At 73.4% G+C, this 20612-nt stretch carries 23 protein-coding genes; 11 read left to right on the forward strand and 12 right to left on the reverse strand.

Annotated elements, in window-relative coordinates; translation table 11 throughout:
- Positions 1 to 882: DUF2637 domain-containing protein (locus AC0B9F_RS16155; protein ID WP_472003010.1), on the forward strand; the 882-nt coding region annotated here is incomplete at its 5' end.
- A 184-nt stretch (positions 883 to 1066) separates the two neighbouring features.
- A complete protein-coding gene (locus tag AC0B9F_RS16160; RefSeq protein WP_472003012.1) occupies positions 1067 to 1966 on the forward strand; it encodes a universal stress protein in 900 nt (299 codons plus the stop codon).
- A 111-nt stretch (positions 1967 to 2077) separates the two neighbouring features.
- On the opposite strand, the gene ppk2 is transcribed toward AC0B9F_RS16160, so the two are convergent.
- Positions 2078 to 2881 (reverse strand): polyphosphate kinase 2, encoded by an 804-nt coding sequence (gene ppk2 / locus AC0B9F_RS16165; protein ID WP_472003014.1) that lies wholly within the window; start codon positions 2879 to 2881, stop codon positions 2078 to 2080.
- Between the two features lie 179 nt (positions 2882 to 3060).
- On the opposite strand from ppk2, the gene AC0B9F_RS16170 reads away from it, so the two are divergent.
- Positions 3061 to 3801 carry an SDR family NAD(P)-dependent oxidoreductase gene (locus AC0B9F_RS16170; protein WP_472003016.1) on the forward strand — a complete coding sequence of 247 codons (741 nt, stop codon included), beginning with the start codon at positions 3061 to 3063 and terminating at the stop codon, positions 3799 to 3801.
- Between the two features lie 132 nt (positions 3802 to 3933).
- Entirely contained in the window at positions 3934 to 5142 is a 1209-nt protein-coding gene (locus tag AC0B9F_RS16175) for a bifunctional class I SAM-dependent methyltransferase/NUDIX hydrolase (protein WP_472003018.1), read from the forward strand.
- Positions 5143 to 5165: 23 nt separating this feature from the next.
- On the opposite strand, the gene AC0B9F_RS16180 is transcribed toward AC0B9F_RS16175, so the two are convergent.
- Both AC0B9F_RS16180 and AC0B9F_RS16185 read right to left on the reverse strand, forming a co-directional pair.
- A complete protein-coding gene (locus AC0B9F_RS16180; RefSeq protein WP_472003020.1) occupies positions 5166 to 5564 on the reverse strand; it encodes a dienelactone hydrolase family protein in 399 nt (132 codons plus the stop codon).
- Between the two features lie 233 nt (positions 5565 to 5797).
- Complete coding sequence (locus tag AC0B9F_RS16185; protein ID WP_472003022.1) at positions 5798 to 6718, reverse strand: aminoglycoside phosphotransferase family protein; 921 nt, start codon at positions 6716 to 6718, stop codon at positions 5798 to 5800.
- A gap of 57 nt (positions 6719 to 6775) precedes the next feature.
- Here AC0B9F_RS16185 and AC0B9F_RS16190 point away from each other — a divergent pair, with 57 nt between their 5' ends.
- On the forward strand, positions 6776 to 7234 hold the full coding sequence (locus tag AC0B9F_RS16190) for a GNAT family N-acetyltransferase (RefSeq protein ID WP_472003024.1): 459 nt from the start codon (positions 6776 to 6778) through the stop codon (positions 7232 to 7234).
- 7 nt (positions 7235 to 7241) lie between these two features.
- Here the strand turns inward: AC0B9F_RS16190 and AC0B9F_RS16195 are convergent, their stop codons facing one another.
- Positions 7242 to 8162 carry an LLM class F420-dependent oxidoreductase gene (locus AC0B9F_RS16195; RefSeq protein WP_472003026.1) on the reverse strand — a complete coding sequence of 307 codons (921 nt, stop codon included), beginning with the start codon at positions 8160 to 8162 and terminating at the stop codon, positions 7242 to 7244.
- 193 nt (positions 8163 to 8355) lie between these two features.
- On the opposite strand from AC0B9F_RS16195, the gene AC0B9F_RS16200 reads away from it, so the two are divergent.
- The 3 genes from AC0B9F_RS16200 (at position 8356) to AC0B9F_RS16210 (ending at position 10917) form a co-directional block, all read left to right on the forward strand.
- Complete coding sequence (locus tag AC0B9F_RS16200) at positions 8356 to 8781, forward strand: OsmC family protein (protein ID WP_472003028.1); 426 nt, start codon at positions 8356 to 8358, stop codon at positions 8779 to 8781.
- A gap of 209 nt (positions 8782 to 8990) precedes the next feature.
- The gene (locus AC0B9F_RS16205) at positions 8991 to 9563 is read left to right on the forward strand and encodes a dihydrofolate reductase family protein (RefSeq protein ID WP_472003030.1); all 573 of its coding nucleotides are present in this window, start codon (positions 8991 to 8993) and stop codon (positions 9561 to 9563) included.
- A gap of 79 nt (positions 9564 to 9642) precedes the next feature.
- Entirely contained in the window at positions 9643 to 10917 is a 1275-nt protein-coding gene (locus tag AC0B9F_RS16210; RefSeq protein ID WP_472003032.1) for a hypothetical protein, read from the forward strand.
- 65 nt (positions 10918 to 10982) lie between these two features.
- Here AC0B9F_RS16210 and AC0B9F_RS16215 read toward each other — a convergent pair whose 3' ends face one another.
- Together AC0B9F_RS16215 and AC0B9F_RS16220 are read right to left on the reverse strand one after the other, a co-directional pair.
- Positions 10983 to 11378: an iron chaperone gene (locus AC0B9F_RS16215; RefSeq protein WP_472003762.1), complete on the reverse strand. Its 396-nt coding sequence runs from the start codon at positions 11376 to 11378 to the stop codon at positions 10983 to 10985.
- 167 nt (positions 11379 to 11545) lie between these two features.
- A complete protein-coding gene (locus tag AC0B9F_RS16220; protein ID WP_472003034.1) occupies positions 11546 to 12001 on the reverse strand; it encodes a carboxymuconolactone decarboxylase family protein in 456 nt (151 codons plus the stop codon).
- Between the two features lie 181 nt (positions 12002 to 12182).
- On the opposite strand from AC0B9F_RS16220, the gene AC0B9F_RS16225 reads away from it, so the two are divergent.
- Positions 12183 to 14633, forward strand: coding sequence for an ATP-binding protein (locus AC0B9F_RS16225; protein WP_472003036.1), 2451 nt, complete (start codon positions 12183 to 12185; stop codon positions 14631 to 14633).
- A gap of 140 nt (positions 14634 to 14773) precedes the next feature.
- On the opposite strand, the gene AC0B9F_RS16230 is transcribed toward AC0B9F_RS16225, so the two are convergent.
- The 3 genes from AC0B9F_RS16230 to AC0B9F_RS16240 all read right to left on the reverse strand — a co-directional run bounded on the left by AC0B9F_RS16230 (position 14774) and on the right by AC0B9F_RS16240 (position 16887).
- Complete coding sequence (locus AC0B9F_RS16230) at positions 14774 to 15541, reverse strand: glucose 1-dehydrogenase (protein WP_472003038.1); 768 nt, start codon at positions 15539 to 15541, stop codon at positions 14774 to 14776.
- A 107-nt stretch (positions 15542 to 15648) separates the two neighbouring features.
- Positions 15649 to 16665, reverse strand: a complete 1017-nt coding sequence (locus tag AC0B9F_RS16235) for a zinc-dependent alcohol dehydrogenase family protein (RefSeq protein WP_472003040.1) — start codon at positions 16663 to 16665, stop codon at positions 15649 to 15651.
- 66 nt (positions 16666 to 16731) lie between these two features.
- The gene (locus AC0B9F_RS16240) at positions 16732 to 16887 is read right to left on the reverse strand and encodes a hypothetical protein (protein ID WP_472003042.1); all 156 of its coding nucleotides are present in this window, start codon (positions 16885 to 16887) and stop codon (positions 16732 to 16734) included.
- Positions 16888 to 17289: 402 nt separating this feature from the next.
- Here AC0B9F_RS16240 and AC0B9F_RS16245 point away from each other — a divergent pair, with 402 nt between their 5' ends.
- Complete coding sequence (locus tag AC0B9F_RS16245; protein WP_472003044.1) at positions 17290 to 18192, forward strand: helix-turn-helix transcriptional regulator; 903 nt, start codon at positions 17290 to 17292, stop codon at positions 18190 to 18192.
- Between the two features lie 77 nt (positions 18193 to 18269).
- Here the strand turns inward: AC0B9F_RS16245 and AC0B9F_RS16250 are convergent, their stop codons facing one another.
- Together AC0B9F_RS16250 and AC0B9F_RS16255 are read right to left on the reverse strand one after the other, a co-directional pair.
- Positions 18270 to 18395, reverse strand: a complete 126-nt coding sequence (locus AC0B9F_RS16250) for a hypothetical protein (RefSeq protein ID WP_472003046.1) — start codon at positions 18393 to 18395, stop codon at positions 18270 to 18272.
- Positions 18392 to 18751 (reverse strand): DUF6233 domain-containing protein, encoded by a 360-nt coding sequence (locus AC0B9F_RS16255; RefSeq protein ID WP_472003048.1) that lies wholly within the window; start codon positions 18749 to 18751, stop codon positions 18392 to 18394. The genes AC0B9F_RS16250 and AC0B9F_RS16255 overlap by 4 nt, the downstream gene beginning before the upstream one ends.
- An 88-nt stretch (positions 18752 to 18839) precedes the next feature.
- Between AC0B9F_RS16255 and AC0B9F_RS16260 the strand changes: the two genes are divergently transcribed.
- Positions 18840 to 19847: a DNA polymerase Y family protein gene (locus tag AC0B9F_RS16260; RefSeq protein WP_472003050.1), complete on the forward strand. Its 1008-nt coding sequence runs from the start codon at positions 18840 to 18842 to the stop codon at positions 19845 to 19847.
- A gap of 262 nt (positions 19848 to 20109) precedes the next feature.
- Here AC0B9F_RS16260 and AC0B9F_RS16265 read toward each other — a convergent pair whose 3' ends face one another.
- Positions 20110 to 20586, reverse strand: coding sequence for a pyridoxamine 5'-phosphate oxidase family protein (locus tag AC0B9F_RS16265; RefSeq protein WP_472003052.1), 477 nt, complete (start codon positions 20584 to 20586; stop codon positions 20110 to 20112).
- Between the last annotated feature and the right edge of the window lie 26 nt (positions 20587 to 20612).

A 20612-nucleotide genomic window follows, 5' to 3' on the forward strand; every position in this document is an offset into this window, starting at 1 on the left:
ATCCCGGTCCTGTTCGTCGTCTCCGTCGAAGCGGCCCGGCACGCCATCGGCCGCATCGCCGACATCACCGCGGACCGCCACATGGAGGGCGTCCGGCTGATGCGCTGGCTGCTCTCCCCGCTGCCCACCTTCCTGCTGTGGCGGCGCATGAAACTGTGGGAACTGCGCTCCTACGAGCAGGTCATCAAGCTGGAGCAGGAACGCCTCGTCTACCAGGCCCGACTGCGCTCCCGCTTCGGCCGCGCCTGGCGCCGCAAGGCCCCGGTGGAATCCCTGATGCCGCTGCGCCTCGCCCGCTACGGCGTCCCCCTCTCGGAGACCGCCCCGGCCGGCCTCGCGGCAGCGGGCATCGGCACGGAGACCGACTGGGCCGACCGGACCGACGGGTCCGACCGGGCCGACCGGCCCGGCGGGTCCGACCGGGCGGCTCGGGCCGCTCGGGCCGGAGCCGAGACCCCGGCGACCGCCGCCCCCCTGGCCGGGACGGCACACCGCGTCCGCCGGGGCGCGGGCGGACTCCGGCTCGCCCTGCCCGCTCCGCCGGCCGCTCCGGAACCGGTCGACGAGCCCGCGGAGCCCGAGTCGCCGCTGCGTCCGGGGGAGACGGTGGAGGCGGCCGCGGACCGCTTCGCGGCCGCCTACCTGGCCTTCGTCGAGCAGTTCCGGGTCGCGCCGACCACCGCCCAGTGGTCCTTCTGGCTGCACGACCGGTACGGCACGTCCACCACGTCGGGCACCCCGTTCCCCGAGGTGCCCCTGGGTCCGCTGCTGCAAGTCCTGCGCCGGCGCCACGGAACCCCCGCCGAGGACGCGCGGCCCGGCGCCCCGGCGGCCACGGAACCCACCGTCCACGACCGCCCCTACGCCGACGCCCGCCCGTAGGCCACCGGTCCGCGACCGCCGCTCGGGCAGCGACCCCGCGGGACCAGCCGGTCTTTCCCGCAGCCGTCCACGGAGGGACCCTGGTGACGGGTGGGAGGTGCGCCTCCCGCCCGGACCGACCGCCGAGGCGGGCCGGGGCCGGCCCGTCCTTCGCACGCAGCCGGTGGCCAGGGAGGTGAGGGCCGTGAACAGATCGGTCGTGGCCGGCGTGGACGATTCACGCGAGGGCAGCGCGGCCGCGGACTGGGCAGCCCGGGAGGCCCTGCGCCGGGGCGTGCCGCTCCGCCTCGTCCACGCCTGGGAAGGGGGCCTGCCGGAGGGCGGCACCGAGACCGCCGTACCCGGACTGCGGGCTCCGCAGCAGCACGCCCGCCAGGTGCTGCACCACGCCCTGGGGCAGTTGGGCCGGCGGTATCCGGGGCTGGCCGTCTCCGCCGAGCAGGTCGCCGGGCCGCCCGTTCCCGCGCTGCTCGACGAGGCCCGCAGCGCCGCCCTCCTCGTGATCGGCAGCCAGGGCAGCAGCGGGCTGAGCGGCTTCGTGTCCGGGGCGGCCGCCCTGGCCGCCGCCGCCCGCATGGAACGGCCGATCGTGCTGGTCCGGGCCGAGGAGACCGCGGAGAGGGAACATCTGCGCGACGCCGACGGGCACCCGTCGGTCCACACCCCGTTCCGCGACGTCACTGTCGCCGTCGACGTCGACGGCGGTTACGAGGAAGTGCTGGACTTCGCCTTCCACGCCGCCGAGCTGCGCCGGGCGCCGCTGCGGGCGGTGCACGCCTGGCACGTGCCGTACTCCGCGGGCCTCACGGGCGCCGAGCAGCGCGCCCGTCTCAGGGCGGTCGCGGAACACGAACTGGCGCGCCTGCTCGCGCCCTGGCGGAAGAAGTACCCGGCGGTGGCCGTCCGGGAGAACCTGCACGAAGGCCGGCCGGCCCATGTCCTGGTGCGGGCGGCGGGCGGGGCGGGCCTGGTCGTGGCGGGCATCCGCAGACGCCCCACGCCCGGCCGCCCGCCCACCGGGCCGGTCGCACACGCGCTGATCCACCACGTGCGGTGCCCGGTCGCGCTGGTCCCGCACGCGTGAGCGCCGCCGCGGCGTGCGCCCATGGGGCGGCGGACGGCTCCCCGGGCCCGCGGCGCGGCCGCCGGCGCTGGCCCGGACGTCACACAGGCAGCACGTAATTCGGGACGGGCGTCACAGGCCCGCCGCGTGATCCGGGACATACGTCCGCAGGTCGCGCGGCGGGCGCTCGTACCCGGTGGACGGCGGCCGCTCCGGCAGTTCGAGCGAAGGCTCCGGCACGTCGTGGTAGGGGACCGAGTCGAGCAGGTGGGCGATCATGTTCAGCCGGGCCCGCCGCTTGTCGTCGCTCTCGACGACGTACCAGGGCGCCTCCGGAATGTCGGTGTGCACCATCATCGCGTCCTTCGCCCGCGAGTACGCCTCCCAGTGCGTGATCGACTCCAGGTCCATCGGCGAGAGCTTCCACCGGCGCAGCGGGTCCTCCAGCCGCTTGCGGAACCGCTCCTGCTGTTCGGTGTCGCTCACCGAGAACCAGTACTTGCGCAGCAGGATGCCGTCCTCCACCAGCATCCGCTCGAAGATGGGGCACTGGTGCAGGAAGCGCTGGTGCTCCTCCTTGGTGCAGAAGCCCATCACATGCTCCACACCGGCGCGGTTGTACCAGGAACGGTCGAACAGGACGATCTCCCCGGCGGCGGGCAGGTGCGCCACGTACCGCTGGAAGTACCACTGGCCGCGCTCGCGCTCGGTCGGCGTCGGCAGGGCCGCGATGCGCGCGACGCGCGGGTTGAGATGCTCGGTGACCCGCTTGATGGTGCCGCCCTTCCCGGCCGCGTCCCGGCCCTCGAAGACGATCACCACCCGGGCGCCCGCGGCCCGCACCCATTCCTGCAGCCGCACCAACTCCGTCTGGAGTCGCAGCAGTTCCTGTTCGTAGACCTTGCGCGGCACCCTCGCCGCCTGCCCGCCGGCCATACCGCCCGCCTTCCTGGCCCCTGCCGGGACCGCTGACGTGGACGCTCGCAGTGTAGGCACCCGCGCCACGTCGCTGCCCGCAGACGACGACCCCGGCCGCCGGGCCGGGGGCAGCGGCCCGCTCGCGGCACGAGTACGCGATGCGCGGCGCGGGCGGCGGGGATGGCAGGATCGACCGGATGTGCATGGACGGAGCGGAACGGCCCGTGGCCCTGGTCACCGGGTCCGCGTCGGGGATCGGGGAGGCCGTCGCGCGGAGACTGGCGGCGGACGGCACGCGGGTCGTGGTGCACTCGCGGCGCAGCACACGGGCGGGGGAGGAACTGGCGGCCGAGCTCGGCGGGACGTATCTGCGCGCGGACCTGGCCGTGGAGGAGGAGGCCCGGGGACTGGTGGAGTCGGCCCTCGACCGGTACGGGCGGCTGGACGTCCTGGTGAACAACGCCGGCATCAGCCGGCCCATCCCGCACGACGACCTGGCCGCGGCGGCGCCGGAGGAATGGCGGCAGGTGCTCGAGGTCAACCTGATCGCACCCTGGGTGCTGTGCACGGCGGCACTCCCGGCGCTGCGCGCGTCGCCGGCCGGCGGCAGCATCGTGAACATCACCAGCCACGCCGGGGTGCGCCCCAAGGGCTCGTCGGTGCCGTACGCGGCGAGCAAGGCGGCGCTGAACCACGTGACGCGGCTGCTCGCGGCCGCGCTCGCGCCCGGCGTGCGGGTCAACGCGGTGGCGCCGGGCCTGGTGGACACGCCCATGACGAGGGACTGGGCCGACGCCCACGCACTGTGGCGGGAGCGCGCACCCATGGGCCGGCCGGCCCGGCCCGCCGACGTGGCCGACCTGGTGGCGTCGGTGATCGCCCACCGCTATCTCACCGGTGAGGTCATCATGCTCGACGGCGGCCTGAACCTGACCTGACGACTGGTCAGGGACCGCTGTCAGCCGGAGAATGGGCGCGATGCCCGGCGGCGAGCGCCGAGTGCGGACGGTACCCGGCGACGAGCGGGACGACGTCACGAGGCTCGGTGGCGAGCCGGAGGAGGCGACGCGATGACGGTGCCCGAGGCGGCCGGTACGGCCGATGCCGAGCAGGTCAACGCCGCGATGTGGCACGCCTACGGGGCGCACCACCTCGACCGGGCCACGCCCCTGCCCGAGGTGGACGAGATCGCCTGGGGCCCGGCGGGAACCGGACTGGGGGACGCCGTCCTCGGCGACCTGACGGGCCTGCGCGTGCTCGATCTCGGCTGCGGCCCGGGCCGGCACGCCGCCCACCTCGCGCGTAGCCGGCGCGCCGCCGTGGACGCCGTCGACGTCTCACCGACCCAGATCGACCGCGCCCGGGCCCGCTACGGCGGCCTGACGGGCCTGCGGCTGATCCAGGCCGACGCCGTCGAGCATCTGCGCGCCTCGGCGCCGTACGACGTGATCTACTCCCTGTCCGCCGTCCACTTCATCGACCCGAACCGGCTGCTGCCCGCCCTGGCCGCGGCCCTCAGGCCCGGCGGACGGCTGTGCTTCACCGTGCTGCACACCAACTCCTCGGGTCACGGCCCCTCTTCGGAGGTGACGCCCCGCCCGGAGACCCTGCGCCTGGCCGGCGGCGGCGAACTCACCGGGCACATGTGGGTGCTCACCACGAAGCTGTGGACAGACCTGCTCGTGCGGCACGGGCTGCGCGTCGAGGAGGTCACCGTGCTGGACACGCCCGAGGAGGACAACCAGGCCTCCTACCGGCTCTTCCAGGTGCGCAGGCCGGCCCGGATCACCTCCCGTCCCCGTACGGCCCAGCCGCCCGTCGCGCACGCGGCTGCCGGAGTCGGCGCCGTGCTGCTGGGGCCGCGCGGTCTGCTGCTGGGCCGCCACCGGCGGGGAACCCTCGAGCTGCCCGGCGGCACGGTGGAACCGGGGGAGTCGCTGCGCGGGACGGTCGTGCGTGAACTGGCCGAGGAGACGGGGCTGCACGCGGACCCGGCCGACGTCCGCCTGCTGGGCATGCTCCTGGACCAGGTCGGCGGCGTCGTCCGGATCACGGTCGGCGCGCTCGTCACGCGGTGGCGCGGCGAGCCCGCCGACCAGCCGGGCGAACGGGTCGGCGACTGGCGCTGGTGGCCGCTGGACGCGCTGCCGTCGGGCCTGTTCGAGTGCAGCGCCCAGATCCTCACCGCATGGCGCCCCGACCTGCCCATCGACCACCCGCCCGCCCGCTTCACCCCCTTCGCCGAACGGGACAACGCCCCGAGGTCACCGTCCTCGTAGCGGCCATCAACGAGTGGCTGTGATCAGCCCTCGTGGGGTATGTGGGCCAAGGCCTCGAGGATGAGCTTGCGACCCGCCCCGGCACCCAGTTCCGCACCGGCAGCCAGGGACGCTTCGGTGTCGTCCACGACACCCTCGCGCGTCAGATGACCGAGCAGCCGGAAGCCCTCCGCGCGCCCGGCATCGTCATAGCCGAGCTCAGCACGACGTGACTGACGCCAGTAGAAGTCCGGGGCGATCGCCGCGTATCCGGCTGCTGCCGGCCGCTCGCACACCCTCTCCACCCAGGGCGTGACACCGAACAGTTCCATGCCGACCACCACGGTCGCCCGAGGCTTCCGCTCCAGTGGCGTGGCCACATAGATGTCCGGCCCCTCGGACAAGCGCGTCCAGCGCCTGGAAACCGACACAAGATCCGACATGAGTGTCCCCCCGGATGAGCAGCAAAGAGTGCCCGCAGCGTGGCCGCAAGCGCCCCAGGCCAACCCGGGCCATGTGCGACTCACCCACCCCCAGCCACTTCCGCTGTACGCCGCCCTGGCCGTACGAACGGCCCCTCCTGGACGATCAGTTCGCCTGCCGGGGAACGAACGTCCCTTCCTCGACGAGGAGTTCGCCTGCCGGACGCGGTCGCCCCGCCGAAGCCGGACCTGGCTCAGCGGTGGGCCGTCGCGGTGAGGCGGCGGAGCGCGGCATGGGCCGGCGGCCCCCACGTGGGCTTGCCGCCGGGCCGGCCGCGCACCCCCGCCTCGCCGATGAGGGCGCAGCCCACGGCGCGCAGTACGGCCCAGCCGCGGGCGCGGCGCAGGGTCGCCGGGTCCGGGGCCGGGCGGTAGGCGTCGTAGCAATGGTCCGCGGCGCCGTCCGGCAGCAGGGTCCATGCCGCGGCGAGATCGCAGGCCGGATCGCCCGCGCAGAGGTCGCCGAAGTCGATGACACCGCAGAAGGTGCCGTCCGCGGTGAGGACGTTGGCCGGGTGCAGGTCGCCGTGGAGCCACACTGCCGGGCCCGTCCACGCGGGCGCGTCCAGGGCGTCCTCCCAGACGGCGCGGACGGCGTCCGGGTCGGGCAGCAGACCACCCAGTTCGGCGGCCGAGGCCAGACCGGCGGCGAACTGCTCGGCCAGGTTGGCCAGCGGTCCCCCACGGTCACGGCCGGCCGGTGCCCCGTCGGGAGCCGGCCGGTGAAGTGCCGTCAGGAAACCGGCCAGGGTACGGGCCGCCTGGGCGGCACGGGTGGCGGGGGCACGGTCGGCGGGCGTGCCCGGCACCCAGGTGGTGACGATCCAGGGCCGGGGGAACCGCTCGGAGGGCTCGCCGAGCCGCTGCGGGACCGGGACCGGCAGAGGAAGACGCGGCGCCAGGGCGGGCAGCCAGGCGTGCTCCTTGCGCAACAGCGCGTCCGCGGTCCGCGTCGCCCAGGGCAACCGCACGGCGAGGTCACCGCCGAGCCGCCACAACTGGTTGTCCCACCCGCGCGCACCGAACCGCACGGGCTGCCCGGCGAGGTCGGGGTGCTGCTCGAACAGCAACTCCCGCACGAGGTCCGCCGTGATCTCCGGCATGGGGTCGGTCATGCCGGCCGATCTTAGGCCTCCCGCTGCGGCGCGCTCCGGCGCGGTAGCGTTGTGATCATGGTGGAGTGGGAGCTGCGGCCGGCGTCCGTGGCGGACATTGACGCCGTGGTCGAACTGCGTGCCGCGGCGATGAGGCCCGATCTTGAGCGTCTCGGGCGGTACGACGAGCACCGGGTGCGGCAACGGCTGCGCGACCGGTTCGAGCCGGAGCACAGCTGGATCATCGAGGTGGGCGGCGCCGTCGCCGGCTGCGTCGCGCTGCGGCCGGCCGAGGACGCCCACTGGCTGGAGCACTTCTTCCTCGCCCCGGAACTGCACGGCCACGGCATGGGCTCCGCCGTGCTGCGAGGGCTGCTGGAGCGGTCCGACCGCGCGGGCGTCCCGGTCCGGCTGAACGTGCTGCAGGGCAGCGCGGCCCGGCGGCTGTACGAGCGGCACGGGTTCACCACGCAGAGCGAGGACGCCGTGGACGTGTGGATGGTGCGCGAGCCGGCCCCGGCTCCGGCCCGCGCATGAGCGTTCGTCAGGCCAGCCCGCCCAGGGCCTCCCACGTGCGCAGCCGGTCCTTCGGGCCGCCGAGTTCGCTTGCGGCGATGACGACCTCGGTGGCCCCGGCGTCGCGGTAGCGGCGGACCGTCTCGGCGAGGTGCTTCTCGTCGCCGATCGCCGCCAGCTCCACGGGGTGCGCGGCGCCGGACTGCTCGATGACCCGGGCGTAGGACGGGATCTGCTGGTAGAAGCCGAGGGCCTCGTGCGCCGTGGCGCGGACCCGCTCGGCGTCGCCGGTGACGACACCCGGCACGAATGCGACGACCCGCGGGCGGGGCCGCCCCGCCTCCTCGGCGGCGCGGGTGAGCACCGGCACGATGTGCTGCTCCAGAGCCCGCGGCCCCGCCAGGTAGGGCAGGATTCCGTCGGCGAGCCGGCCGGTGACGCGCAGCGCCTGCGGCCCCATCGCCGCCACGAGCAGCGGTACGGCGGGCTCGGCGCCCGGCACCGACGCGGGCAGCGGCGTGCGTGCCGTGATCAGTTCGCCCTCGAAGTCCGCCCGCCCCGTCTGGGTCAACTGCCGCAGCGCCAGCAGGAATTCGCGCAGCCGGCCGACGGGCCGTTCGAAGGGCAGCCCGAAGGCGCCCTCCGTGAACAGCTTCGTACCGAGGGCCAGACCGAGGTGATAGCGCCCGCCGGTGGCGGCCTGCGCGGTCTGCGCCTGGCTGGAGACGAGCAGCGGATGCCGGCCGAACACCGGGAGCGCGGAACTGCCGAGGTGGATGTCGGGCACCTCGCGTCCCACGACCGCCGCGATGGTGGGGGAGTCGTAGCCGAAGGTCTGGCCGAACCAGACGCTGCGGACGCCGGACGCCCGCGCCTCGCGAGCCTGCCCCACCACCTCGTCGACGGTCAGCGCGGCACCGGGCGTGTCGATGGTCACTCCTACAGTCATGGCGACGTCAACTGCGCTGCCCCGCAAGGGATTCCCCGTCCCGCATGAAATCTGTGTGTCGTCCCCGGCGCAGTCCGGAGCTTTTCGGATCCATCGCGCAGTCCCGGGCGATCGTCGGCACCCGGCGTCCTACCTGGTGAAGCACCCATGTCCCGGGCCCCGTCCCGCGCTCCGGGGCACTAGTGTCCCTGTCATGACCGAAGACTCCCTGCGCTCCGTCACCGTCGAGCGAACCGGCACCGGGCACTTCACCGCGACGAACGCGCGCGGCGGGACGATCAGCTTCGCCACCGAGGGCGCCGCCTTCACCCCGGTCGAGCTGCTGCTCGCCGCGATCGGCGGCTGCACGGCGGTCGACGTCGACGTCGCCACCACCCGCCACGCCGAACCGGACCGGTTCGTCGTCACCGTGACGGGTCACAAGGTCAGCGACGATCAGGGCAACCGGCTGACCGACCTCGCCGTCACGTTCTCCGTCGCCTTCCCCGAGGGCGAGGAGGCCGAGCGCTCCCGGGCGATCCTGCCGCGCGCGGTCAAGGCCTCCCACGACCGGCTCTGCACCGTCAGCCGCACGGTCGAGGCCGGCACACCCGTCAGCGCGACGATCCAGGACGCGTGACGATGCAGGACGCGTGACGATCCGGGACGCCTGACGATGCAGGACGCCTGACGATCCAGGACTCCTGATCTCGCCCAGGCCCCCGCGACCGCCGATGAGTTTTCCCGCGGTCGGCAGTCCAAGAAGACAGTTGTGCGTACGCCCCCTCCGCGGACGCGGCGCACGCACCGCACACATCGGTTGAGAAACACGCCCCGGAGGAACGGCCCATGCGCACCCTGATCAGCACCGCCTTCGTCTCGCTCGACGGCGTCGTGGAGGCCCCCGGCGGCGAGTCCGGCTACCGCAACGCCGGCTGGACCTTCAAGGACGTCGAGTTCCTTCCCGAGGCGTTCGCCCTCAAGGGCCAGGAGCAGAAGGAGGCCACCGCGATGCTGCTGGGCCGGGTCAGCTACCAGGCGTTCAGCCCGGTCTGGCCGGACATGGCGGACTTCGCCGACTACAAGGTGATGCCCAAGTACGTCGTCTCCACCACCCTCACCGAGGACGACCTCGTGACCAACTGGGGCGAGACCACGATCCTGCGCTCCCTCGACGAGGTCGCCGCGCTGAAGGAGACCGAGGGCGGCCCGGTCATCGTGCACGGCAGCGCCGCCCTGAACCACGGCCTGTCGGACGCCGGCCTCATCGACCGCTACCACCTGCTGGTCTTCCCCCTGCTGCTCGGGGCGGGCAAGCGCCTGTTCAGCGCCACCGACAAGGACGCCCAGAAGCTGAAGCTGGTCGAGCACGAGGCGTACGCCAACGGGCTGCAGAAGCAGATCTTCGACGTCGTGCGCTGACGGGCCGGCCGGTCGGGCCGACCGGCGACCCGGGGGCGGAGTTGTGCCATGTGATCATGTGCGCATAGGTTTCCGCCCCATGGACATGACACGGAGGACGATCCTCAAGGGCATGGCGGCGGCGCCGTTCGCCGCCGCCGCGGGCAGCGCGCTGTTCCCCGCCGTCGCAGAGGCGGCCACCATCGACGCGAGCCAGTTCGGCCTCACCTACCGGACCGGCAACAGCTACGGCGCATACGCCGACCTCGTGGCCGGCCTGGCCACCAAGCTCCCCACGGTGAACGCGACGGCCGTCATCGCCGACACCAACCGCAGCGCCACCCGCCTCACCAGCGCGCCCGGCACCGTGCAGGCGTTCGCGGCCGGCTTCACCTGGGAGAGCGGCGACCAGAGCGTCGACTACTGGATCCCCCAGGGCGTCACCACCAGCGCCGACGCCTACGCCGACGGCCTCTACCCGTCGAACGGCTCGAACCGCGTGGTCGCGGTCTCCTGGTACTTCGAGACCGACCCGGACGGCGACGGCGTCGACGAGTACCCGATCGACAAGGGTGTACGGCTGTCGTTCGTCGACACCACGAACGCCGCCGCCCCGACCTACCGTCACGTCCTGCTGGTCGAGCCGGTCAAGACGTCGTCCGGGGAGTACTCCTTCAACCCCGTGCGCCGGCACGCCGGCGGCATCATGTGGTACGGCGACCTGCTGTACATGGTCGACACCTACAAGGGGCTGCGGGTCTTCGACCTGACCAAGATGTTCACGGTCGACACCGCCGAGAAGGACGTGTGCGGCCTGCACACCGACGGCAAGTACTACGGCTACTCGTACCAGTACGTCCTGCCGCAGGCCGCCGCCTACGACAACACCGGCAAGTACGTGCGCTACAGCGCCATCGGACTCGACCGCGCCAGCAGCCCCGACTCCCTGGTGGTCAGCGAGTACTCCGTGTCCGGCAGCGTCGACTACACCGACGGCACCTTCAGCGGCACCGGCGTCGCCACGACCACGCCCAAGGTGGTCCGCTGGAACCTCGACTACACCAACCGGCAGATCTCCTCGCCGACCGCGTCCGAGGCCGTCACCGTCGCCCAGCAGAAGATCCAGGGCGTCGTCTCCCAGAACAGCAAGCACTACCTCGCGGCCAGCAACGGCTCCTCCGCCGGATCGCTGCGCACCTTCACCTCCGGCGCCTCCACCGCGAGCGCCGTGTGCAACCTGGCCGTCGGCTGCGAGGACCTCAGCTTCCACAGCAGCGCCACCACCGGCTGGGCCTACAGCGAGTCCGTGATCTGGAACCTCAGCGAGTACGCCGGAAAGCGGTACGTCTACGCCGTCCACGCCGACGGGTCGTAGCCGCACCCGGCCGGCCCCGCTCCGGGGGTGGCGCGGCCCGCGCCACCCCGCCGGGGCGTCGTCCGTCAGTGCACCGCGCGCTTCACCAGCTCGGCCAGGCGCGCCTCGTCGGAGTCGGTCAGCCCCGTCAGGGCGTACGACGCCGGCCACATGCTGCCGTCGTCGAGGTGCGCCTGGTCGCTGAACCCGAACGTCGCGTATCGCGACGTGAACTTCTCCGCGCTCTGGAAGAAGCAGACCACCTTGCCGTCCAGGGCGTACGCGGGCATCCCGTACCAGAGCTTCGGCGCGAGCTGCGGCGCGCTCTCCTTGACGACGGCGTGGACCCGCTCGGCCATCACCCGGTCCGGCTCCTGCATCTCGGCGATCTTCGCCACCACCGCGGCCTCGTCCTCGGCGGCCTTCGCGGCCTTGGAGGCACGGCGCGTCGAGCTCTTGACCTCCTTGGCGCGCTCCTTCATCGCGGCCCGCTCCTCGGCCGTGAACCCCTGCGCCGGCTCGTCGGCGGCCGGGGTGCTCTTCGCGGACCTCTGGGCGTCCTTCACTGCGGGTTCCCTCCTGGGACATGGATCTTGACTGGCTTCAGTATGGGGGGAGTTGGCCGGCCCGTCCCGGCCGGCGAGCGATGTCACCCCCAGGCGCCGGCGATCTGCCGGGTCGTGGCGTTGAGCCGGTTGAACAGGTTCGTGACGCCGATCATCAGCACGATCGCGGCCAGCTGCTTCTCGTCGAAGTAGGTGGCGGCCGTGTCCCAGACGTCGTCGCTCACCGCGTCGGGACGGTCGGCCAGCCGGGTCGCCGCCTCGGCCAGCGCGAGGGCCGCCCGCTCCTCGTCGGAGAAGTACGGCGCCTCCCGCCAGGCCACGACCGTGGCCAGCCGCTCGTCGCTCAGGCCCGCCTTGCGGGCCGTCCTGGCGCCGCCGTCGACACAGGCGCTGCAACCGTTGATCTGGCTGACCCGCAGGTGCACCAGCTCCAGGATCTGCCCGTCCACACCACCGGAGTGCACGGCCTTGAGCAGCTGCTGGACGGGCTGCATGGCGTCGGACAGGACGACGGCGGGGTTCTGCATACGGGACTGCATCTCGGGCTCCTTCGCCGGTTCGGTGCCCCGCTGGCGTCGGGGCGTGACTCCATGACAGCCCGGCCGGTGCGCCCCGGCCATGGCGGTGGGACACCGTGGGACAGCTGAAACAGCCTTGACCAGCGACTACTTGGCCGGGGAGACTTCTGCGGCCACGGGACGCGAAGGCGGGGGGAACACGGTGGACGTACGCGAACCGGCAGGCCGGGCCGGACCACAGGAGGATCTGGCGGCACGGCTGCGGCTGCTGCAGGAACTGTCCGGACTCGGCGTGCGGGCCCTCGCCCGGGACACCGGCCTCAGCTCCTCCTCCCTCTCGCGCTACCTCAACGGACAGACCGTGCCGCCCTGGCCCGCCGTGGTCGCGCTGTGCCGGCTCGTCAAGCGCGACCCGCGCCCCCTGCGCCCGCTGTGGGAGCGCACCTCCAACCCGCTGCCGGCGCCCCCGAAGAGCAGCCGTCAGGGCCGGCCGCGGCCCCGCAACGACCTGCCGCGCGACGTCCCCGACTTCACCGGACGCGAGACCGAACTCACCGCCCTGCTGGACGCGGTCGCCAGCCACCGCGCGGTCTGTGTGGACGGCATGGCGGGCGTCGGCAAGACCTGCCTCGCGGTGCACGCCGCGCACCGGCTCGCCGCCGACTTCCCCGACGCCCAGCTCTATGTCGACCTGCACGGCTTCACCGAGGGCCGGCCCCCGCTCGACCCCGACTCCGCGCTGCGCATGCTGCTCGGCGCCCTCGACGTCCCCTCCGAACGCGTCCCGCAGGACGGCCTGGAACAACTCGCGGCCTGCTGGCGGTCCGAACTCGCCCACCGCCGGGTCGTCGTGGTCCTCGACAACGCCGCCGACGCCGAACAGGTCCGCCCGCTGCTGCCCGGCGCCGGTGACTCCGTCGCCCTGATCACCAGCCGCAACCGGCTGCTCGGCCTGGACGAGGTGCCCCCGCTCTCGCTCGACGTGCTCAGCCCCGAGGAGAGCGCCGAACTCCTGGCCCGCGCCAGCGGCGACGGCGGCGGCCCCGACGGCCGCCTCGCCCGTGACCCCGAGTCGGCCGCCGAGGTGCTGCGGCTGTGCGGCCATCTGCCGCTCGCCCTGCGGCTCGCCGGAGCACGGCTGCGGCACCGGCCCGGCTGGACCGTGGGCATCCTCGTCGAGCGGATGGCCGAGGGAGCGAGCGAGTTCGACACCGCGTTCGCCATGTCCGTACGGCAGCTCGACCGCGCGCAGGCCCGCCTGTTCCGCATGCTGGGCCTGCTGCCCGGCGAGTCCTTCGACGAGTATGTGGCGGCCGCGCTCGCCGACGTGCCGCTGCGCACCGCCCAGGCGATGCTGGAGGACCTGCTCGACGCCCACCTGGTCCAGCAGCCGACGGCCGGCCGTTACCGGCTGCACGACCTGGTGCACCAGCACGCGCGCCGCGCCGCCGCCGAACAGGACCCGGCGGCCGAACGGGAACGGGCCCTCGGCCGCGTCCTCGGCTACTACGTGCACGCGGCGGCCGCCGCCGACGCCGCGATGCCGTTCCTGTCGCCCGGCCGGGCGGCCACCGCGGGCCCGCCCCCGGCCGTACTGCCCCGGTTCGCGGACAAGAACGCCGCCTTCGCCTGGCTGGTGACGGAGTACGCCAACCTGATCGCCGCCTTCGAAACGGCCGCCGCCGTCGGCGCCGACGTCCACGTGTGCGAGCTGCCGCGCTTCCTGCGCGCCTACTTCGCGCGCCGCTGCGGCACCATGCACCTCAACTTCCTCTTCGAGCGGTCACTGGCCGCCGCCGAGCGCCTCGGCGACCCGCTGCGACTCGCCGAGGCGCACAGCGACCTGGGCTTCGCGCGCTACAACGCCGGCCGTCTGCCGGAGGCCGCCGACGCCTACGAAACCGCCCGCGCCCTGGTGTCCCGGGCCGGCGATCCCCGCACCGAGGCCGAACTGGCCCTGCGGCGAGGCTACTTGAGCTGGGAGGCGGGAGGGCTGGACCAGCCGCTCCAACTCTTCCGGCTGGCAGGGACGTTGTACGAGCAGGCCGGTTTCCCGACCGGCGCCGCCGACGCCGCCGCGGCGGAGGCCTGGGCGATGCTCCAGCTGGGACACCACGAGGAGGCCGCGCAGCGCGCCCGCGACGTGCTCGCCGTCCCGCACACCGACCCGGCCTGGCCGCCCGCCCTGACCGCCCGCATCACCCTCGGCGTGGCCATCGCCCAGGACGCACCCGACGAGGCGGCCGCACACCTGGAGCAGGCCCTCGCGGTGGCCCGCGCCGACGGGCATCTGCACAACCAGGCCTGGTGTCTGAACTGCCGGGGTGTCGCGCTGCGGCGCATGGGCCGCTACGAGGAGGCGCTGACGAGCCACCGGGAGGCGTTCGCGCTGCTCGACGAGTTGTTCGAGGAACACTGGAAGATCCACTTCCTCAACGGCTACGCCGAGACCTGCCGGCTCGCGGGCCTGCCCGAGGAGGCCCTGCGGCTGCACCGGCAGGCACTGGAGCTGGCCCCCGGACTCGGCAGCCGCTACGAGGAGGCGCTGGCCCACGACGGCATCGCCGCCCTGCTCGACGGGAGCGACCCGGCAGCGGCCGCGGAACACCGAGCGGCGGGACGGTCACTGCTGGGCGAGCTGCGGACGGGGTGAGCCGGGCGGCCGTTTCAGGCGGCTGACACCTGTGGGCCGGCGGCGCGACAGGCGATCACGAAACCGCGCGCAAGACGGCGCCGGGGTGCGGTGGTGGGCGCGTGCCGCACCCCGGCCGGGTGCCCCGGTTCGGGGCGCGTTCAGTGAGTGGTGTATCCGCCGTCGACGGGCAGGGCGACGCCGATCACGAAGCTGGCGCCGGGGCTGCACAGCCACAGGGCGGCGGCGGCGACTTCCTCGGCCTGACCGAGGCGCCCGATGGGCTGCTCACTCATGATCGCGGCCATGGCCTCGGCCTGCCCCTCGAGCATGTCGGCGACCATCGGGGTCTCGATCACGCCGGGGCAGACGGCGTTGATGCGGATGCCCTTGGGCGCGTACTCGACCGCGGCGCTCTTGGTCAGGCCGATCACACCGTGCTTGGAGGCGTGGTAGGCGGCGCGCTCGGGCAGGCCGACCAGCCCACCGAGGGAAGAGCAGTTGACGATCGCGCCGGAGCCCTGAGTGCGCATCTGGCGCAGCTCGTGCTTCTGGGCCGCCCACACGCCGCGCAGGTTGACGGCGTTGACGCGGTCGAAGTTCTCGGCCGTCTCGTCGGCGGCGTCCGAGGGCGGCACCTGGATACCGGCGTTGTTGAAGGCCATGTCCAGGCGGCCGTAGGTGTCCACCGCGCTCTGGACCATGGCGGCGGCCTGGTCCTCGTCGGTGACGTCGCACACCACACCGATGGCCTGGTGCCCGGCGTCGGTGAGTTCCTTCGCCGCGTTCTCGACGGCGGCCTTGTTCACGTCGGCCAGCACGACGGCCGCACCGGCCTGGGCGAAGGCGCGGGCGGCGGCCAGTCCCATGCCGGAGGCCGCGCCGGTGACCAGGGCAACCTGGCCTTCGAAGTTGTACTGCGGGTTCATGCTCAGGGGTCCAATCTGTGGGGCGGGCCCGGCGTTCGGGGCGCCGCCTCGTGCAGGGGGTTCGTGTCAGCCGCGTTCTCGCCGCGGCGGATGCGCCCGATAGTGGGTCAGGGGCGCAGGAGGGTCTTGATGGCGCGGCGCTCGTCCATGGCCCGATAGCCCTCGGCGGCCTGGTCCAGGGGAAGTTCGAGGTCGAAGACCTTGCCCGGGTTGATCCGGCCGGTGAGGACGCGCTCGATGAGGTCGGGCAGGAAGGCGCGGACCGGGGCGGGGCCGCCGCGCAGGGCCACGTGGGAGAAGAACAGCTCCTCGCCGTCGATCTGCACGCCGTGCGGGACGCCGACGAAGCCGACATTGCCGCCGGGGCGGGTGGAGCGCAGGGCCTGCTGCATGGACTCGGGGTTGCCTACGCACTCCAGGACGGCGTCCGCGCCGATGCCGCCGGTCAGCTCCTTGACCCGGGCAGCGCCCTCGTCGCCGCGCTCGGCGACGACGTCGGTGGCGCCGAACTCGCGGGCCAGCTGCTGGCGCGGCGCGTGGCGGGACATGGCGATGATCCGCGTCGCCCCGAGTTCCTTGGCGGCGATGACCGCGCACAGGCCGACCGCGCCGTCCCCGACCACCGCGACGGTGTCACCGGGCTTGACCTGGGCGGCGACGGCCGCGTACCAGCCGGTGCCCATCACGTCGGAGCAGGCCAGCAGGCTGGGGATGTGCTCCTCGGCCACATCGCCGGGGACGTGGACGAGGGTGCCGTCGGCGAGCGGGACGCGGACGTACTCGGCCTGGCAGCCGCCGACGAACTCGCGGTGCAGGCAGTTGGTCTGGTAGCCGTTCTCGCAGTTGGGGCAGGTGTTGTCCGAGGCGAAGAACGAGCCGACCACGAGTTGGCCGGGCTTGATGCTCGTCACCTCGCTGCCGACCTCTTCGACGATGCCGACGTATTCGTGGCCGCCGGGCGTGGGCTCGGCGACCTCGTTGACGCCGCGGTAGTCCCACAGGTCCGAGCCGCACACACAGGTGGCGACGGTGCGGATCACCGCGTCGGTGGGCTGCTGGAGGGCGGCCTTGGGCCGGTCTTCGACCCGTACGTCGCGGGGGGCGTGAAGCACAGTTGCGCGCATGATTCTTTCCGTAATCGTGAAATGAGGAGTGCGGGGCGCTGGATGGTTCCGGGCGTCCGGAGAAGGTCAGGAGGTGCGGGCGGGGCGGCGGGGGCCCGAGTACTCGTCGTCCGTGACGTGCTCCAGCCAGTCGACCTCGTCGCCCTCCCACAGCGCGATGTGCGCCATGAACCGGTCCGGGGCAGCGCCGTGCCAGTGCTCCTCGCCGGCCGGCGTGAACATCACATCTCCGGGGCGGGCCTCGATGATTTGATCGTTCTCCTTGCATACGTTCTGTCGCGGCTCGGCGGCGCACGCGTGAGGGGTAGAGGGAGGTAGGGCGAATCGGGCAAGGCCAGGGGCCGGGGCAAGATCCCCGAACTGCTGGCGCGCCCCTTCGGACTGCTTGTCTTCCGCCATCACTGACTCCTTTCCGTGCGGAGGCCCAGCGCGTTCCCGTACTCGCGGGGAAGGGCATCGCCTTTCATTCCGCCCTCCCCGTGCGGTGTGCGCCACCTGGCGGGGGCGGCCGTCTGCTGGCCTGACATCGATGAAACGGCAGGTCACGCGCGTACGGAAGGACCCGCTGTTACATGTACTGGCAGGGCACCCCTCACCTGCCGCGATCGCCGTAGCCTCGAGGACATGGACAACCGAAGCGAGGTCCGCGAGTTCCTCACCAGCCGCCGCGCGAACATCACCCCGCAGCAGGCGGGCCTGCCCGCCGCCGGACACCGGCGGGTCAAGGGGCTGCGCCGCGAAGAGGTCGCGATGCTCGCCGGGGTCAGCGCCGAGTACTACGCCCGTATGGAACGCGGAAACCTCTCGGGCACCTCCGAAGCCGTCCTGGACTCCCTGGCCCGTGCGCTGCAGCTCGACGAATCCGAGCGTGCCCACCTCATGGACCTGGCCCGGACCGCCAGCACCACCCGCCGGCCCGCACGCCGCCGCGCGGCACAGCACATCCGGCCCGCCCTGCAACAGCTCCTCGACGCGATGACCGACGCGCCCGCCTTCATCCGCAACGGCCGCCTCGACATCCTCGCCACCAACCGCCTCGGCAAGGCCCTGTACTGGCCGCTGTTCCAGGACCCCGCCCGGCCGGTCAACATGGCCCGCTACCAGTTCCTCAACCCCGGCGCCGAGCAGTACATGACCGAACTGGACCACCAAAGGGCCGCAGCCGCAGCCCTCCTGCGCACCGAGGCCGGACAAGACCCGTACAACCGCGACCTCAGCGACCTGATCGGCGAACTCTCCACCCTCAGCGAGGACTTCCGTTCGTTGTGGGCCGCACACAACGTGCGCCTCCACCACACCGGCCTCAAACGCTTCCGCCACCCCGCCGTCGGTGACCTCACCCTCGCCTTCGAAGCCCTGCCCGTACCGACCGACCCCGGTCTGACACTCACCGCCATGAGCGCCGAACCCGGCACCCCATCGGCTGACGGCCTCAAATTGCTATCCAGCTGGGCCGCCACACTCGACGAGAACCACCAACCGGACAACGAACCCACCAACGACCAACGCGCCACACACCGGCCATGAGCGTTCGCCCGGCAGCACGTGAAGGTCTCCCAGCCACTCGCCGCTCTGTGATGCGATGCGATGCGATGCGCGAGTCTTCAGGCGGCCAGGGCATACCGGGCGGTCACAGGGCCGACGCGGTCGAAGACCTGCGAACTGCTCACGTCCGTGCTGACACCGCCGGGTCCGCGGCGCGCGCCGAGCGCGGCGCGTGCGCGCGTCACGCCGCGGCGGCCGTGTCTAAGTCGATGATCTGCAACTGCGCGTCGGGACGGCAGTGGACGCAGGCGGCCAGCCCGCCGGAGAGCAGGCGGCGGGCCTCGTCGCGGCCGACCGGACGCCGGCGCGAGCCGGCCATGCGGCAGTCGCCGGTGTGCACCTGGAGGGGCGGACGCCCGGCGCCGATGCCGAGCTGGACGACCCACTCCGGCCGGACGGGCCGGTTGCGCCGGCCGCGTTCCTGCTCGGCCTGGCGCCGCTGGATCGCCGCGATCTTGCGGTCGATGCGCTCGAGCCACATGGCGTGCCACACCCGCAGGGTGTGCAGGCGGTCGAGGTCGGGCGGCAGGTCATCGAACACAGTTTTGATTCTAGGCCCAAGATCCACCCCTGACGCACTCGCGTGTTCGATTTTTCGTTCGATATCGTGAGGGTGGGAGGTGAGAACCATGAACTCGGACGTTCCCGCACGCCAGGCGGCGACGGTCATGCATGTGCGCGGCCCTGACCGGCCTTCGGAGGAGACCTACCGGCAGATCCTGGAGCAGCTCACGGAGCTGTCGCCGGTCGTGCAGGCCCTGCCGCCGTCCGCAGCCCTGGTCGAACTCAGGGGCGCGCTGCGCTACCACGGCGCCGACGCGCGCCGGCTCGGCGAGATGCTGCGCGTACGGACCATCTCCCGCCTCGGCGTCGACGTCCGCGTCGGCATCGGACCGTCCATCACCGTCGCCGCCACCGCCTCCGGACAGATCGCCCCACCCGGCGGTGTCCTCGCCGTCGGCCCGGACCAGGTCACCGGCTGGCTCGGCCCGCTCCCCGTCGAGGCCCTGCACGGCATCGGCCCCCGCCAGGCGCAGGTGTTGCGCGACTACGGCATCCACTGCGTCGGCCTGCTCGCCGCCGCACCGCCCGCCACCGTGCAGCGACTGCTCGGCGGCCGCGCCGGCCGGCTGGCGGCGGACCGCGCCCGCGGTGTCGACCCCCGCCCCGTCGTCCCGCGCGCCCTGCCCGCCTCGGCGACCGTGCGGCACACCTTCCCGCGCGAGGCGCTGGACGGCGCGGACGTCCGCTCCGCCCTCCTGGAACTGGTCGTACGGCTCGGCATGCTGCTGCGGCACCGGGGCCAGGCCGCCCGCGCCCTGACCCTCCAGCTGACCTTCGCCGCAGGCGGCGGCTGGGAGAAGACCCGCCGGCTGGTCGAACCCTCCGCGCACGACGACGACCTGCGCGTCCTCGCCTACCAGCTGATGGACGCCGCCGGCCTGCAACGCGGCCGGCTCACGCGGATCACGCTCAGGGGCGACGACCTCGTCGACGCCGACCGGGTCGCGCGGCAGCTCAGCATGGAGACAGGCCGTGAGGCACGGCTGGTGGCCGAGGACGCGATCGACCGCATCCGCGACCGCTTCGGCCCCGGCGTCATCGGACCCGCGGCGATCTTCCGCAACGCGTCCTGACCATTCACCCGAGCCGGCCGCCTGGGGCGTCTGCCCGGGCCGCACGTCCTGACCGTCCGCCCGGGGAGCCCGCCTGGGCCGCTCACCCGGGCCGCCCGCCCGGGCCGCCCGCCTGGGCCGCTCACCCGGGGTGTCCGCCCGGGCCGCTCGCCCGGGGCGCGCGTCCTGACCGCTCACCCGGGCCGCCTGCCCGGGCCGCTCACCCGGACCGACCGCCCGGACCGCTCACCGGGGCGCTTCACCCGGGCCGTCCGCCCCAGGGTCACACCAGCCAGCGGCCGTCGCGCATCAGTGTGCGGCCGGACAGTTCGTCCGCCTCCCGCCATGCCTGGACGCGGCGCGGGGTGATGCGGAACCAGCGGTACGGCGTGGCCGGTTCGCGCGGATCGAAGCCGGTGCGCCCGGCGAACCGGTCCCCCTGCTCACGCGGCAGCTCGTCGATCTCCAGCACCTCCACCTCGCCGTCGATCATGACGACGTCGCGGGTGGGGCCGAGTCCCAGCCGAACGGTCCGGCCACCGGCCAGGTTCCGGCCGGTCGGGCTGTCCGCGGGCGTCGCCACCAGCACCGTCCCACCGTCCCAGTCGAAGGAGAGCGGCACCAGGTACGGCAGGCCGTCCGCCGAGGCCGAGGCCACCCACAGGTCGACGTCGTGCGCCAGCCGGTGCTCGGTGTCGCGCCGCCGCTCGGCGAGGGAGCGCGGCGCGGGGGCGACGGCCGGGGCGGAAGAGCCGGTCATGGTCACTCCTGGGGTCGTGGCGGGCG

Source organism: Streptomyces sp. NPDC097129 (genome assembly GCF_055668065.1).